This window comes from Jeotgalicoccus aerolatus (genome assembly GCF_014635205.1).
Lineage (GTDB): Bacteria > Bacillota > Bacilli > Staphylococcales > Salinicoccaceae > Jeotgalicoccus > Jeotgalicoccus aerolatus.
Window position 1 is genome coordinate 69,637 of record NZ_BMCN01000002.1, and the last position, 15,821, is coordinate 85,457.

Annotated in this window: 15 protein-coding genes and 1 tRNA gene; 8 read left to right on the forward strand and 8 right to left on the reverse strand. The window is 43.0% G+C overall.

The genetic code is table 11. The features are described 5' to 3' along the window. Window positions 1-64 precede the first annotated feature (64 nt). The 5 genes from codB to IEU81_RS06550 all read left to right on the forward strand — a co-directional run bounded on the left by codB (window position 65) and on the right by IEU81_RS06550 (window position 3,821). Window positions 65-1,345, forward strand: a complete 1,281-nt coding sequence (gene codB, locus IEU81_RS06530) for a cytosine permease (protein WP_092597647.1) — start codon at window positions 65-67, stop codon at window positions 1,343-1,345. Continuing rightward, a complete protein-coding gene (locus tag IEU81_RS06535) occupies window positions 1,335-2,594 on the forward strand; it encodes a cytosine deaminase (RefSeq protein ID WP_269461380.1) in 1,260 nt (419 codons plus the stop codon). Before codB ends, IEU81_RS06535 begins: the two co-directional genes overlap by 11 nt. Before the next feature lie 103 nt (window positions 2,595-2,697). Next, window positions 2,698-2,937: a glutaredoxin family protein gene (locus IEU81_RS06540; protein ID WP_092597641.1), complete on the forward strand. Its 240-nt coding sequence runs from the start codon at window positions 2,698-2,700 to the stop codon at window positions 2,935-2,937. 60 nt (window positions 2,938-2,997) lie between these two features. After that, complete coding sequence (locus IEU81_RS06545) at window positions 2,998-3,174, forward strand: hypothetical protein (protein WP_188352522.1); 177 nt, start codon at window positions 2,998-3,000, stop codon at window positions 3,172-3,174. Then, a complete protein-coding gene (locus IEU81_RS06550; protein ID WP_092597638.1) occupies window positions 3,174-3,821 on the forward strand; it encodes a DsbA family oxidoreductase in 648 nt (215 codons plus the stop codon). Before IEU81_RS06545 ends, IEU81_RS06550 begins: the two co-directional genes overlap by 1 nt. 529 nt (window positions 3,822-4,350) lie before the next feature. Here IEU81_RS06550 and IEU81_RS06555 read toward each other — a convergent pair. Beyond that, window positions 4,351-5,490 (reverse strand): glycerate kinase family protein, encoded by a 1,140-nt coding sequence (locus tag IEU81_RS06555; protein WP_186089632.1) that lies wholly within the window; start codon window positions 5,488-5,490, stop codon window positions 4,351-4,353. A 141-nt stretch (window positions 5,491-5,631) separates the two neighbouring features. On the opposite strand from IEU81_RS06555, the gene IEU81_RS06560 reads away from it, so the two are divergent. After that, entirely contained in the window at window positions 5,632-6,624 is a 993-nt protein-coding gene (locus IEU81_RS06560; RefSeq protein WP_186089631.1) for an acrylyl-CoA reductase family protein, read from the forward strand. A gap of 41 nt (window positions 6,625-6,665) precedes the next feature. Here the strand turns inward: IEU81_RS06560 and IEU81_RS06565 are convergent, their stop codons facing one another. Together IEU81_RS06565 and IEU81_RS06570 are read right to left on the reverse strand one after the other, a co-directional pair. After that, window positions 6,666-8,033 (reverse strand): lanthionine synthetase LanC family protein, encoded by a 1,368-nt coding sequence (locus tag IEU81_RS06565; RefSeq protein WP_186089630.1) that lies wholly within the window; start codon window positions 8,031-8,033, stop codon window positions 6,666-6,668. A gap of 29 nt (window positions 8,034-8,062) precedes the next feature. Next, window positions 8,063-9,661: a M20/M25/M40 family metallo-hydrolase gene (locus IEU81_RS06570; protein WP_186089629.1), complete on the reverse strand. Its 1,599-nt coding sequence runs from the start codon at window positions 9,659-9,661 to the stop codon at window positions 8,063-8,065. A gap of 247 nt (window positions 9,662-9,908) precedes the next feature. Between IEU81_RS06570 and IEU81_RS06575 the strand changes: the two genes are divergently transcribed. Continuing rightward, window positions 9,909-10,589 (forward strand): DUF554 domain-containing protein, encoded by a 681-nt coding sequence (locus tag IEU81_RS06575; RefSeq protein WP_186089628.1) that lies wholly within the window; start codon window positions 9,909-9,911, stop codon window positions 10,587-10,589. 54 nt (window positions 10,590-10,643) lie between these two features. Then, a tRNA-Ala gene (locus IEU81_RS06580) sits at window positions 10,644-10,716 on the forward strand. Window positions 10,717-10,755: 39 nt separating this feature from the next. On the opposite strand, the gene IEU81_RS06585 is transcribed toward IEU81_RS06580, so the two are convergent. The 5 genes from IEU81_RS06585 to IEU81_RS06605 all read right to left on the reverse strand — a co-directional run bounded on the left by IEU81_RS06585 (window position 10,756) and on the right by IEU81_RS06605 (window position 15,807). Next, entirely contained in the window at window positions 10,756-11,394 is a 639-nt protein-coding gene (locus IEU81_RS06585; protein WP_186089627.1) for a pentapeptide repeat-containing protein, read from the reverse strand. 184 nt (window positions 11,395-11,578) lie between these two features. Continuing rightward, complete coding sequence (locus IEU81_RS06590; RefSeq protein ID WP_092597617.1) at window positions 11,579-12,607, reverse strand: M42 family metallopeptidase; 1,029 nt, start codon at window positions 12,605-12,607, stop codon at window positions 11,579-11,581. Window positions 12,608-12,687: 80 nt separating this feature from the next. Continuing rightward, window positions 12,688-12,987, reverse strand: a complete 300-nt coding sequence (locus IEU81_RS06595; RefSeq protein WP_092597614.1) for a cupin domain-containing protein — start codon at window positions 12,985-12,987, stop codon at window positions 12,688-12,690. Window positions 12,988-13,070: 83 nt separating this feature from the next. Next, window positions 13,071-13,919 (reverse strand): serine/threonine-protein kinase, encoded by an 849-nt coding sequence (locus IEU81_RS06600; protein ID WP_176760620.1) that lies wholly within the window; start codon window positions 13,917-13,919, stop codon window positions 13,071-13,073. Between the two features lie 16 nt (window positions 13,920-13,935). Next, window positions 13,936-15,807, reverse strand: coding sequence for an ABC transporter ATP-binding protein (locus IEU81_RS06605; RefSeq protein ID WP_186089626.1), 1,872 nt, complete (start codon window positions 15,805-15,807; stop codon window positions 13,936-13,938). Between the last annotated feature and the right edge of the window lie 14 nt (window positions 15,808-15,821).

Below are 15,821 nucleotides of genomic sequence, written 5' to 3' on the forward strand. Positions count from 1 at the left end.
CACTACAGAAGTGCACTTTTCGGCGCCAGTTTCTGAAATTCAAAAGATACTGGAGGAGTTATGTATGTCATCTCATGACAAAGAATTCTCACTTGAGGCAGTGCCTCAGTCAAGTCGCAAAAGTTTCTGGAATATTTTAGCCGTAATGTTATCTCTCAGCTTTTTCTCAGCAAGTATGTGGTCCGGCGGAACGCTTGGCGAAGGTCTATCGTTTACAAATTTCATACTTATCGTACTTGCAGGCAACTTAATTCTCGGTCTCTATACAGGTGCACTCGCTTATATCGCTGCTAAAACCGGCTTATCTACACACTTACTCGCACGTTATGCTTTTGGTAAAACCGGCTCTTATATTACATCTTTCCTGCTCGCATCCACACAAGTCTGCTGGTTCGGTGTCGGTCTCGCAATGTTTGCAGTACCAGTCTCGCTTGCAACCGGCATTAATGTTTTTATCTTAATTGGTGTCTTTGGTACACTGATGACGATCTCTTCTATATTTGGCCTTAAAGCACTGGCAATCCTTGGTTTTATCAGTGTGCCGACAATCGCAATATTCGGCATGTACTCAGTGACAGACGCTGTTAACTCGATGGGCGGCATGGACGCACTGCTGCTCTACCAGCCATCTGAATCAGTCAGTATCGCTTTCGCCCTGACAATCTGTGTTGGATCATTTATCAGTGCGGGGACGTTAACACCTGACTTTACACGTTTCGCTAAATCAGCCAAGTCAGCAGTCAGCTCAAGTATTATCGCTTTCTTCTTAGGCAACTCTTTGATGTTTCTCTTCGGTGCGGTCGGTGCCATGGCTTTCGGCATTGCTGATATTTCAGAAGTGATGCTGATGCAGGGCCTGATGATTCCCGGGATCATCGTACTTGGTTTAAACATATGGACGACGAACGACAGTGCACTTTACGCATCAGGCTTAGGTTTTGCTAACATCTTTAAATTCCCTAAGAAATATATCGTTGTGTTCAACGGTATTTTAGGTACACTCGCAGCAATGTGGCTCTACAATAATTTCGTTGATTTCCTGACATTGCTCGGTTCTGCTTTACCATCAATAGGTGCCATTATTCTTGCCGATTACTTTATCGTTAGAAAGAGAAATTACGCTGCATATGAGACAATGACATTTAAAGCAATTAATCCGGTAGCAATCTTTGCCTGGGCTACAGGTATTGTACTTGCAAACTTCGTTCCCGGCATTCCGCCACTGAATGCTTTAATCGGAACCAGCGCCATTTACGTTATCGGGATGAAGCTCGCAGCATATAAATCAACAGTTTCAGTTAAAACCCCAATAAAAACAAAGGATGAGGTTGTACGTGATTATTAAAAATGCATCATTAAGAAATGAATCAGGCTTATGGAATATCGAAATAGAAGACGGTAAATTTAAAAATATTACACAGGACGCCATTCAGGGTGATGACGTTATCGATGTCGACGGGTCAGTGGTTTTACCTCCCTTTATTGAACCTCATATTCATTTAGATACGACGCTGACTGCCGGTGAACCTGAATGGAATTTAAGCGGGACTTTGTTCGAAGGAATTCAGAGATGGTCTGAGCGCAAAGAATGCCTTTCTACAGAAGATGTTAAAACCCGTTCTAAAAAAGCAATTAAATGGCAGATAGCACAAGGTATCCAGCATATCCGTACTCATGTGGACGTGACAGACCCTGAACTCACTGCATTAAAAGCCATGATTGAAGTGAAAGAAGAATTGGCTGACTACGTGAATATTCAGCTCGTTGCTTTTCCTCAGGAAGGGATTTTATCGTACCCGAACGGCAAAGAATTGCTGGAAGAAGCAGTAAAATTAGGGGCAGATGTCGTCGGCGGTATCCCTCACTTTGAATTTACGAGAGAATACGGTGTAGAATCGATGAAAATCGCTTTCGATTTAGCAGAGAAATACGATAAACTCGTCGACATTCACTGTGATGAAATCGATGATGAACAATCGAGATTCGTTGAAGTCGTGGCGAATGAAGCCTATCAGCGCAATTATGGCGAGAAAACTACTGCCAGCCATACCACGGCAATGGGCTCGTATAACGATGCCTATACAGCCAAACTGTTCCGTCTATTAAAAATGTCGGAGATCAACTTTGTGTCAAACCCCCTCATTAATATTCACTTGCAGGGACGCTTCGACAGCTATCCGAAACGCCGCGGTTTAACGAGAGTCAAAGAAATCCAAGCAGCCGGCATGAATATCTGCTTCGGTCACGATGATATATTCGATCCATGGTACCCGCTTGGTACAGGCAACATGCTGCAAGTACTGCATATGGGCATACACGCCGCTCAGCTAATGGGGTATGAGGAAATCGTTAACTCAATTGATCTGGTTACAAAAAATAGTGCAAAAACACTGCATATCGAAGACGAATATGGGATTGAACCAGGCAAGCCGGCGAACTTTATCGTCTTGAATGCTGATAATGAATACGATGTGATCCGCAAACAGGCCGCAGTGACGCATTCATACAGAAACGGCAAACTGATTGCAGGTACAAAACCTGCTGAAACGACTATTCATTTAGATACTGACGAAACTGTTGATTTTGAAAGATAAGATATTATCCGCCTGCGGTGCATAGCTGCAGGCATTTTTGTCGTTAGCATCTGTAAATCTTGTTAAGATAAATAGACTAAAAGAAAGTATGAGAGGTAGCAATATGACTGACAAAGTAACCATATATACATCAGCCACATGCCCTGTATGCGACATGGCAAAAGATCTGCTGGAATCTTTAGATGTTTCATATAAAGAAGTTAAAGTAGATATCAACCCGATTTCAGCCTTAAAACTGATCGGAAAGACGAGAAAATTCACAGTCCCGCAAACTGTTATTAACGGTCAGGTGATTTCGGGCTTTAATCCCGATAAAGTCATCGAGGCAAGTTACAATAAGTAAGCAGATTTATCGTGTTATTTAAACTAAGCTGATAAAATAATAGATAGTTAAAAAATTCGATTGTACGAAAGGAGACTGCAGATGGTGACAAAAGACAAGGAAAATACCGTTTCACAAAAAGAACCTGCGGAAATTAAAAGTATTGAAACACTGGATTTAGGCGGTTCAGGAATGGTTTGTGATTTTGAAACAGGCGTATGCGGTCCTATCACCGAAGAAAAAGAGGATAAAAAATAATGAAAATTACTATTTGGTCAGACTTTGTATGTCCGTTTTGCTTTATCGGGCAGGCAAACTTAGAAAACGCACTGAAAACATTTGAACATAAAGACGATGTGGAAATTGAATACAAAAGCTTCCAGCTGATGCCTGATGCTGACTACACTCCTGGTGAAACTTATGCTGAAACTTTCTCTAAAATGAAAGGCATCCCGGTAGAACGTGCTAAAGGCATGTTTGAACAAGTGACGGAAACAGCAGAAAAAGCCGGCGTTGAAATCAATTATGATATCGCTAAGCTGACAAACACATTTGATGCCCACCGTGTCTTCCAGCATGCCAGAGCAGAAGGCAAAGGCACACCGTTCTTTAAAGCGCTGTATGCCGCACACTTCACAAACGGCGAAGTGCTAAACGACGAAGAAACACTCGTCCGTCTGTCAGAATCAGTTGAACTTGACGGTCAAACAGTCCGCGATATTATCCACAGCGATCAGTACGCTCAAGACGTTAATGTGGATATCTCGCAAGCATCAAGCCTTGGTGTACAAGGCGTACCGTTCTTCTTAGTAAATGATAAATATTCAATCTCAGGCGCACAGCCTGTTGAACTCTTCCAGGAAGCTCTGGATAAAATTTACGCTGAAGAACAAGCTGAGAAATAATATTTGAACTTGGAAACCTAAGGTTTCCAAGTTTTTTTGATTTTCGGGTGCTTGTGCGCGGTTCATTGCAACGTATCTTGACTTGCATGCCAATGAGCACGGTTCATTGGAACGTATCTTGGTTTGCATGCCAATGAGCGCGGTTCATTGCAACGTATCTTGATTTGCATACCAATGAGCGCAGTTCATTGGAACGGAGCTCGACTTGCACACCAATGAGCACGGTTCATTGGAACGGAGCTCGACTTGCATGCCAATGAGCGCGGTTCATTGGAACGGAGCTTAGTTTGCATGCCAATGAGCGCGGTTCATTGCAACGTATCTTGACTTGCACACCAATGAGCGCGGTTCATTGCAACGTAGCTCGACTTGCACACCAATGAGCGCGGTTCATTGGAACGGAGCTTGACTTGCATGCCAATGAGCGCGGTTCATTGGAACATATCTCGGCTTGCACACCAATGAGCACGGTTCATTGGAACCCTACACATAAAAACGGACGGAAATCCAAAGAATTCCCGCCGCTTCTTTACATATTAATTTTTAAAACCCTAATTAACTGTGCTACTGTTCTTTCTATATTCTCAGCTGTCCGGCGACCATCCATCGCCGCTTCAACTGTCAACGGTTCTCTTTGAATAGAGAACACAGCATCAATGCCGGCCTCGTTTAACTCATAAGCATCCTCGGTCAAACTGCCGCCAACAGCAATCACTGGAACATCGAACCGCTTCGCCAGCTGAGCCATTCCAGCCGGCACTTTACCCATTGATGTCTGCGCATCGATTCTACCTTCTCCAGTAATGACCAAATCTGCTGTCTTTAGTTCTTCCTCAACACCGAGCACATCCATAATTAATTCAATGCCTGATTCGAGTCTGCCATTTAAATAACCATGAAAGGCAGCACCTAATCCGCCAGCCGCTCCGCCGCCTTCAACGTTTCTTATATCAATATCCATATTTTCCAAAGTCAGTTCCGCATAATGTTTTAAGCCAGCATCCAATACTTTCAGCATGTCTCTATCCGCGCCTTTTTGCGGCCCGAATACATAAGAAGCACCATGTTCACCATACAAAATATTCGATACATCGCAGGCCACTCGAAAGTCACAGTCTTTAAATTTTTCACTGCTGTCAGTTGGGGATATCGAATGAATTTGAAGCAGCGCTCCGCCGCCATATTCTACCGGGGCACCTTCAGCATCATTAAACGTAAATCCCAAAGCCTGCAGCATACCGACACCCCCGTCGTTAGTCGCACTGCCGCCGAGTCCGATGATGAATTTTCTCGCACCCTGATCATAAGCATGATTAATCAGCTCACCGACTCCATAAGTCGTTGTCACTAAAGGATTTAATTCCTTTGCATTCAGCAGGGGTAAACCGCAAGCTGCTGCGATTTCGATAATGGCCAGCTGTTCATCTGTAACCAAACCGTAAGCTGCATCAATCGAATGCCCCAGCGGTCCGGTCACCCTTGTTTGAACACGTCGCCCCTGCATACCGTCGACAAGTGTCTCCACAGTACCTTCGCCGCCGTCAGCCATAGCAAAAGATTTCACCTCAGCATGCGGATTAACGCTCTTTATCCCCTTTTCAACAGACAAATTCGCATTGACAGACGATAAACTCCCTTTAAAAGAATCCACTCCCGCGACTACTTTCATAGCGTTTTCTCCCCAGTCCTAATTTCTATTGATGCTTATTGAATTACATATATTATCACAATGATATAATGAGCAGTAAAGGAATAAAGAAATGCCCAAAGATGATACGCTGTAATTACATTAATATCAGGAGGCTAACTAATGAATACTTTTAAAGCTTTAATTGCTGATAAGACAGATGAAGGTACAGAAATTAGTATTAAAGATGTCAATATTGAAGCGTTAACTGAGGGTGACGTGCTGATTGATGTCCACTATTCCAGTGTCAATTACAAGGACGGGATGGTTGCGGCTCAAGGCGGCATCGCTGAGTATTTCCCGATTATTCCAGGTATCGACCTTGCTGGAGAGGTAATTGAATCTAGTGATGACCGTTTTAATCCTGGCGATAAAGTGATCGCAACCAGTTATAAAGTCGGCACGGGAATTTCAGGCGGTTTTGCAGAAACTGCGCGCATTCCTGCTGACTGGCTCGTACCGCTTCCCGACGGATTAACATTAAAAGAATCGATGGAACTGGGTACGGCTGGATTGACTGCTGGAATTTCCATAACTAAACTTGAGCAAGCTGGTATTACACCGGATAATGGCGATATTTTAGTTGCCGGCGCATCCGGCGGCGCAGGCAGTTTAGCAATCAGCATGCTTGCTGATTCAGGCTACACTGTTGTTGCCAGTACAGGCAGCATCGATGAGACAGATTACTTAAAATCACTCGGCGCAGCTAAAGTGATTCACCGTGGCGATGTCACAAATCAGGATGAGAAACCGACAGGCAAACCGCTCTTCCAGGCAGCGATTGACCCAGTCGGCGGTAAAACGACAGAATATATTATTAAAAGCCTCCAGCCGGAAGGTGCACTCGCGACATTCGGTTTAGTCGGCGGCATTGCAGTGAGTACGACTGTATTACCGTTTATCGGACGCGGCATTCACTGGCTCGGCGTCGATTCTGTCTTCTATCCGATGGAACTGCGTAAAAAAGTCTGGGACCGCCTGGCTAAAGATTTAAAACCAAAAATTCTTGATAAAGATGTCGTTAGCGAAGTGAGTTTAGATGAACTCCCTCAAGTGCTTCACGATATTATCGACGGTAAAGTCAGAGGCCGGACGATTGTTAACTTAAAAAAATAGACTAAAAAAATGCCTTGGCTGATAAGCCCAAGGCATTTTTCTTATATACTTTTTGGATACGGATCGTCCGGCAGTCTCAATACATCAAACTGACCAATGTCTGCCTGGTACAGCTGAAGTAATTCTGCTGCGATACCGGATGCACCGTCGAGATAGCCGATTTTAGCTGTTACATGTTCAGGATTTGTTCTGTCGAATGCATGATACCAGCACGCACCGGTATTTTCATCATAGACACTCTCACTCAACAGCTGCTTGCCGACACGTTTGGCATACGTTAAATATTTATCGTCTCCCGTTTCTGCCCATAATCCAAGAAATACGCTGCTCATACCGGCAGAGCCGCAGCACTGCGAGGCAACATTCCAATATCCATCTGAATGAAGTTCCGGAGCCCCCGTACTTAAGATCCCGTTAACGATATGTTCTGTCCATTCCTTATACTCCGCTTCACCCGTCACTTGATAGAGCTTATAAAATAAACGTACAGTCCCCGCGGCACCGTGGCATAAGCCTAAATAGTGCACATCTTTTAAGTGAGGGAAACTGTGCGGGAACAGAATATTTTCATTTTCCACCGTGGCAATTGATTGAATGTACTTTGCGCCTTTTACAGCAGCACTTAGATATCTGTCATCACTATTTTCCGCATATAAGGCAACGAGCGCATAAGCCACACCGGCAGTACCGTAAAAATAATTCGGCATGACACTGTCTTCAGGAATACCAAAATAAGCTGGACTAATTGTCGGCCAAGTCATTTTCCCATCATGTTCCTGTCCATCATTCAGCACTTTTTCTCCTGCATCTAACGCCAGCTTCAGCCAGTCTTTTCTGTCGTATTTTTCTGCAGCATGTATTAAAAACAAAATAATTCCGGAGTCAAAAAATATCGCCGGCTCATCTGTCCAAACAATACCTTTATCAGTCTGACGCGCGGCATCTGCGACTTCTTCAATCAGATGAACGGCAAATTCATTAAATTCTTCCAAACCTGAGACTGCTGCAAGCTCACCAAAGACAAAAGCAATACCTGACACACCATTCAGTACGCCCCATTCAGAATGGGCAATATTGCCGCCATACTGCTGCATCCTCACATTACATTCCCAATTGCTGATCATGTACTTGCCCGCTTCAACAGCGTCGCTTAAATACTCCCGGTCACCCGTCACTCTTGCCAGCTGAGCCAGAAAATAAATCACACCCGGTGACCCGCTGTACAATGAAAACTGCCCCATAAATGTATCGTCGTGCGGGTCAGCCGGAGAAAAAGGTTCCTCTTCCCAGTAGATCCCTTCCGGTGTTTTGACAGCAGTATTTTTAAACATCTCTGCCGCAGCTTTTGCCGCTTTCAAATGATCTTCAGCATCCGGTTCCAGAAATAAAGGTCTTAATTGATTCGACATTCAATCACTCCTGTTCTGCAGTTTCAGATTTAAAATAATTGCTGTATGACTGTCCTCAGAACTTCCGGCATCATTACAAAGGCATTTTTCTTATGGAGTCTTTCCGTCATCTTATGGGCATCTTTGCCGAACGGACCGATATTCATCACCGATGCACTCAGCTGCTGCATCTCTTTAAATGGAATTGAATACGATTCTCCCCAGAGCGGCGCATTGTTTTTAAACGACTGCCAGCCTTCATCATCCGGATTGTAGTTCACATAACTCAAATCAGAAATCCCGTTAAAATAATGCTTGTTCGTCACCTTATAATCAAAGCGGTCTTTCATCGTTTCTGTCGTGACTGCAATTAAACGCTGAACTAAATCATCATTTGACGAATTCACTGCCGGCATGTAAGGCGGTGCAAACATCAGCACTGTCGCAGGCGCGAGTTCCTGACAGTATTCCATCAGCTTATCTGCAATCATCAGTGTCAGTTTTCTCTGATCCACATCTTCTGCCTCTATCACTTTTTGAATCAGCGCATCCGCTTCTTCCCTGCTGTATTTATCGATAAAATAATCAAGCAATTCGTTATAATCAAGTACTCTAAAGCAGTTTAAAGGCGGAACATTGCTGTGTTGGCACACCGCTTCATAATCCGTCCGGCATTCATGCATGGCATCTTCTGCGATTTCTCTGAATGTTGCCATGACATCTTCCGCTGTCTGTGTCAAAGTCACCACATTGTACAAAGCATAACTGTGATGAGAGGTCTGCACATCGTAATGCGCCTTTAAATCGTTTGCTTGCAGACAAATCGGCAACGGTGTGGTTTCACCGTCATACGTTTCTGAAAACCGGCTGGTAAATTCCATGTGTTTCGTCAAATACGCACTTAAGAAATGAGCGGTCACACCATTCAAAGGTTCACCCGCGTGAGTCGGCACTCCGTAAAATAAGGCTGCGGGTAAAATCTTGCCGATTGATCCTGAATATATGTAGTGATTCTCATCCAATGGCTCCTGAGTAAATGACGGTTCGCCGTTTAAAAACAGTTTAATATTTAAATGCTTGGCTTTTGAAATCTCTAATACGCCGGGCACTGCCGCCAGCATACCTGCTGAACTAACTTCTTCATCCGGTACAGTGACGAGCAGCAGATTCACCGGCCATTCTTCTTGAATCGCCTGCTCCATTAAATGCATATGCAGCGTCAAGCCCATCTTCATATCCATAGTCCCGCGGCCAAATAAATATTCACCGCTTAAAGCATCCGCTTTGGCAACCAGTGTTAAGTACTCCGGATTATTCTGAAATACAGCCGTCAATGCATCCGCCTGGAATGCCAAGTCCTGCAGCTGACCGTATTCCTCTACACCCACCGTATCAAAGTGACTGAGCAGTACGACGGTATTGCTCGTTGCTTCCGATTGATACAAAGCCGTAAAAGCTTTGCGATCTTTCCCTGCATCAAACAGCTGAATGTTATCTTCATGTGTTTTAAAATATTCGAGCGCTTGAAATTTATCTTTTAATTTATACGGAAAATCAATCTCCCCTTGAGTTCCGGATACACTATTCCAGCTGACCAATTCCTCGAGCAAATTTTCTAACTGCGCTTCTGACTTCCAAAGACACCCCATCTTAATTCCCCCTGTTTTAAAAATTTCCCGGGAAAACTCCCTATTTAAATTATACACTTAAACTATGAATTAGCTTAAGATTCACTTGTATAGCTGACTTTTCCGGATGTAAGAAGTTCATTTTCTCACTTCTATTTATTCCAGTTACCAACTACTTTATACTAAAAGAACAGAATATTAAATTAATCATACTGAATAAGTGATATAGTTTATATTTAAATCTATCGTTTCACGAGGAGCCTTGCACATGATTGGAACAATTTTTAACGTCATAATGATACTGGTCGGTTCGACAATCGGCAGTCTGTTTAAAAAAGGAATTAAAAAGGAATATCACGATGTCTTGATGACAGCCATGGGGCTCGTCGCCTTATCTATCGGGGTTAACGCTATTGTCCAGTATATGCCAACGAGTACTTATCCGGTCTTATTCATCGTCAGTCTCGCACTCGGCGGTGTGATCGGCCAGATGCTGAATCTGGAAGATAAATTCAACAGCGCCGTCTCAAAATATTCAAAAGGAGATCTTGCCCAAGGCCTATCAACGGCAATCCTGCTCTACTGTATCGGAACGCTGTCCATACTCGGACCTGTAGAAGCTGCAGTGAATCAAAATTATACATATTTAATTACAAACGGTATTTTAGACGGCATTACATCTATTGTTCTGGCATCGACATTCGGCTTTGGCATTGCCCTGTCCGCAGTCGCAGTATTTCTATGGCAGGGCGCTATTTATGTCATGGCACTATTTATGGAAAATGCCATTAACACAGATATTATGAATGAAGTGAATATTATCGGCGGTATTTTAATATTAATGTCCGGTTTAGGCATTTTAAATATCAAAGCCTTTAAAACAATGAATTACTTGCCCGCTTTAGCTGTTGTCCCTGTCATGTTTGTGATATTCAGGTTTTTCAGCTAATCAGTGTAGACAAAACTTGAGAATATGGCCTACAATGTATGTAATGTAAAAATAGGGGCCATAGCTCAGCTGGGAGAGCGTTGCGCTGGCAGTGCAAAGGTCAGGGGTTCGAGCCCCCTTGGCTCCATAAGTAAAAGATCCGACTCAAAATTTGAGCCGGATCTTTTTAGTTATTCTTTACAACCAGTCCCATCAGCGACGCCATTTGAATCGCCTGTACGCTGGACACAATACAGCCTTCTAAATCTTCTCTTTTAATGCTTAAAGCTTCAAAATGAGATGAACTGATATCGATGCCGGACAGTGACGTGTCTACAAATCTTGCTTCAGTCAGATCGCAATTTTCGAAGCCGATATTTTTAAATCGGTTGTTAAAGAAGTCGGCTGTCACCATCCTTGCCCCGTCGAATAATACATTCTCCATCTTCGATTCACTGAAGCCGGACAAATTTAAAATCGATTCTTGGAATTTCACATTTTTAATTCTTGCCTCGTCAAAGCTGACACCGGTCATTTTGCAATTTACGAATTCTGCATTATGGATTGATGCGCCAAAAAATACTGTATTTGAAAAATCACAGTTCACAAATCTCGTATCGCTCAAGTCCGCGTTATCGAACTCGTTATTCGATAAATTGCTGTTTCTGATTATCGAATGATAGACAATCAGACGGTCTAAATCTGCATCTACAAATTCAGCATCCTGAATTTCAATATTCTCAAACATCTGGTCTTCATCTGCAGCAATCGTTTCATATGAAACAACCTCCAGATCGTTTGATATCTTCAGCGGTTTGATCTTCATTTAATATGCCTCCTAATATAAAAGGACCATAACACATTGAGTGCTACAGTCCATAATGATATTTCTACGTCCCGTCCGTTCGTTTCTTATAATGGAACTGGCTGACTAAAGGCAGCAGGATTAAAATGTTCCTTTAGACATAATCACAACACCTTGTTTAAAGTTTTATATCAAACATATAAAATTAATTTCTAATATACGCTCTAATCAGTTCGAAAGTATTTTCGAGCGCATCGATATGCGTCCGTTCCATACCATGGCTGCTCGCAACACCCGGTCCAATCAATGCTGCTTTTATATTCGCACCGCCGCTCATTGCTGCAGAGGCATCACTGCCGTACATCGGATAAATATCCACTGCATAATTCAATTCTTTATCTTTTGCATAATTAATCAGTTTGGTTGTCATATCGTAGTCATACGGACCGGATGAGTCTTTGGCACAGATTGATACATCGTATTCTGTACATTCTAAATCTAAACCGATACAGCCCATATCCACTGCCAATAGTTCCGTAATATCTTCAGGTATCCAGGCCGCTCCATGTCCCACTTCTTCATAGGTCGAGAAGATAAATTTCAGATTTGTCGACGGTGTCACGTTTTCCTGCTTCATCATTTTTAAAATGCTGACTAAAACAGCAACCGATGCTTTATCGTCTAAAAATCTTGATTTTATAAATCCTGAGTCTGTAACGACAACTTTAGGGTCATAGGCAACAATATCTCCGTTTTGAATGCCGATATTTTGAACATCTTCTTTACTTTCCACACGTTCATCCAGTTTGACGATTAAATTATCAATGTCTCGATCTTTTGTCGCTGCGTCTTTATAGACGTGAATCGACGGTGATTTAGACAAAATAGTCCCCGTATATACTTTGTCATCGCGCGTAATAATATCGCAGTATTCACCGTCCAGTGTCGGTGTCAGCGGCCCGCCGAGTTTCGTCAGCGACAAGGTGCCGTCTGAGTTGATTGAACGCACCATAAGCCCGAGTGTATCGACGTGGGCGCTCAAACCGCGTGTCACTTCACCATTGTCACCATCCACTTGGACAATCAGATTCCCTTTGGGTGTCGTCATTGTTTCGTAACCGATATCTTCAATCGTTTCTCTTAAAAAGCTTACAGCATTATTTGTGTAGCCTGTCGGACTGTTGATTGATAACAGTTTATTTAAAAATGAAATTGTGCCGTCGCGTTTAAACATAACTCCAGCTCCCCTTTGTTTAATTTAAGTCTTTTTATAAACTATACACTAATTATTTTCCTGATTCCCGACATTTAAACTTACTTTAGAAAGACAACGAGAAAATCAGTATCCGATACCGCTTCAACGCTGTGCATTTCCGCCGCTTCCATGAATAAAATATCATTGTTATACAGTACATATTCTTTATCTGTACAGATAAATTTCACACCGCCCTGACGGACAATAATAAAAATCGGGTGTTTAGAGTCGTGTGCAGGTATACCTTCTCCAGCTTGCAGCTGAATATTTACGATATTTGACTGCTCATGCTCAAATATTTTTTTAATCGACTTGGCTTTTGATGCCAGTACATTTTCCGTATGAATCAGTTTTGCCAATGCTATCCGCTCCTTTTACTCGTCATTATACAATAAAATAACAAAAAGCTCCCCGACAGAAAAAGTCTGGAAGCTTTGCTGCATTACTGCTTATTTTGGGTAATATAATTTTGGCAGATTTCAAAGATTTCTTGTACTGACGTTCTGTGGTCCGGCTTCGGTTCTAGGCAGCGGTCGATCATCTTAAGAAGTTCATCTCCTTCTTTTGCCTGCCTTAGGCTCGATACCGGCACTGCTCTTCTGACGAGCTGGTCATATCGGCCGTCATCAAAAGTTTCAAACGGCCGTTCGCATGTTGCCATGAAAAATAATACCACTCCAATTCCCCAAACATCTGCCTGAGCTGTTAGAGGGTCTCCCTTCGCTTGTTCAGGTGACATATATGGCTTCGTCCCCGTCCCTTTTCTCACTGTACCCGGTTCTGTGATCAGATTTAAATCAAATAATTTAGCCAGCGGCGGCTGCGATATAATATTGGAAGGTTTAATATCTAAATGCAGTATGTCCTTGCTGTGCAGATAGTTGATGACTGATGAGAGCTGTTTGCCGAACTGAGCTAACTGAATTAACGGCAATTCTTCGCCTTGTTTATACGTCTGGCGCACCAGATGCGAGATAGTTTCCCCTGTCAGTGTCTCCTGGATAACTACAGGCACATCGCCCCGATGCAGTTCGTATCCTCTGAGTAAGTTCGGGTGAGACAGTTTCGTAATCAATTCCCCTTCACGCGTCAGTCTGGCGGCTGCTTTTTCTTTAGCTGCAGCATTCGGCTGCACTGTTTTACCGATTACACTGCACATCCGCTCTTCGCTCCACAAATGATACAAATCGCAATCTTTGCCCCGCCTCATGTGCGTAATCACCTTATAGTTTTCTATCAGCGTATCTCCTTCTTCAAGCGGCTTAATTTCAATCACTTCTTCAGTCTTCATTTTTTTACCTCCAGTATTATTCTGCAGCCAGCTTTGGCATGACATAGGCGCTATTTTTATCATCACCCTGCTGATCGCTGTATAATTTTTTATAATTTCCGTTTAAAGCCATCAATTCTTCATGCGTACCGATTTCATTAAGCTCTCCTTTATTAATATAGAGAATTTTATCGGCTTCACGGGCTGTTTTTAAATTATGTGTAATCATCAGCGTCGCTGTATTTTGCATTAATTCCTTCATCACCCGCTTTTCTGTTGAACCATCTAAACCATCCCCCGGTTCATCGAGAATCAGCACGGATGCCTCTTTAATAATGGCCCGTGCGATAGCCAGCCGCTGCTGCTGGCCGCCCGACAGATTGCGCCCTTTCTGTCCGACATTGGTATCATAGCCGTCAGATAACTGTTCGATAAATTCATGCGCATCTGCTCTTTTTGCCGCTTCAATAATTTCTTCGTCCGTGGCGTCCGGTTTACCATACGCAATGTTCTCTTTGACAGTGCCGTCAAAGATTAATGCTTCCTGGAAGACGACGGATATTTTATCACGCAGCGACTGCACATTTACCTTTTCTACAGCGTAGTTGTTCAAGTAAATAAATCCTTTAGACGGTTCGTAAAAACGCATCAGCATTTTTAAAATAGTGGATTTACCCACACCGCTCGCACCGACCAGCGCAACTGTTTCACCAGCTTTTACAGAAAATGAAATATTCGATAAAACGTTCCGCTTCTTATTAGGATATTTAAAAGATACATTATCAAAAATAATGCCCGGCTGATCATTTTCAATCATGACCCCGGAATCAGATGTGACTGCCGGCTCTTCTTCCATGTATTCAATGACACGCTCCGCACTCGCTGAAGCTGAGTAAATCGTATTCAGCAGGCGGCTCAATCCCCTCACTGGACTGTACAGCCGCTTTAACAGTGTAATAAAAGCAACGAGAATACCAATCGTTACTTCACCTTGCATCAACAAAATCGCACCGAATACCATCACAGTTAAAGTTCCTGCCGTTTCTATTAAGGACACGGCCGGCGTAAAGACCGACTTCAATCTGACTTTATACATTTTTGCTGTATATGCAGCCAGGTTTTGATGATGGAATTTTTCGGATTCATTGCTCTCTTGATTAAATGCCTGCATGAGTGAAATATTTGAGAAATTCTCTTCGGTCAGGGCGTTTATCGCACCCATCCGTCTGGATCTTTCGCGGGATGCCATCTTCATCCGAATCGAAAAATATCGGGTGACCATGTAAAATAAAGGCACTACAATGAGTGAAATTAAGGCAAGCTTCCATTCCATAATAAATAACATACCGATGAAGACAATAAGCTGGAATATATAGGACAGTGCGGATGTTGCACCCGTCACAATCAGTCTTTCAATTGAAGCGATGTCCCCGGTCAGTCTCGCGATAATATCACCGAGTTTTCTGCCTTCAAAAAAATGAAGCGATAAACTTTGCAGATGCTCGTATACGTGTTTACGCAAGGCTAGAACAAATTTCTGCCCCACCCAATTCGTTGTAAATGTACCGAGAAAAGAAAAAATACCGGCTGCCAGACTAAAGGCAAAGTAAAGAAGGACAATCCAGTACAGCGGTGTCAGATTTTTGGCATCGAGTACATGGTCTATAAATATTTGAAGCAGCCAGACTGTCCCGGAAGATGCGACCGGCTGCAGGGCAATAAAAATTAATCCGAAAAACAGCCACTTGCGGTAATGTTTAGTAAAAGGCCAAAATCGGCTGAATATCTCTTTCACCGGCACTGGCGGTGCTTCTTTTATGATGTTGCCTTCTGTTGTTTCAAGCGTAAAGAACTGATTAATTTTCGCCTTTAATGATTGGCTCTGTTTATATTTATCTGTCCGCTGCATGCATGTATCCCCCT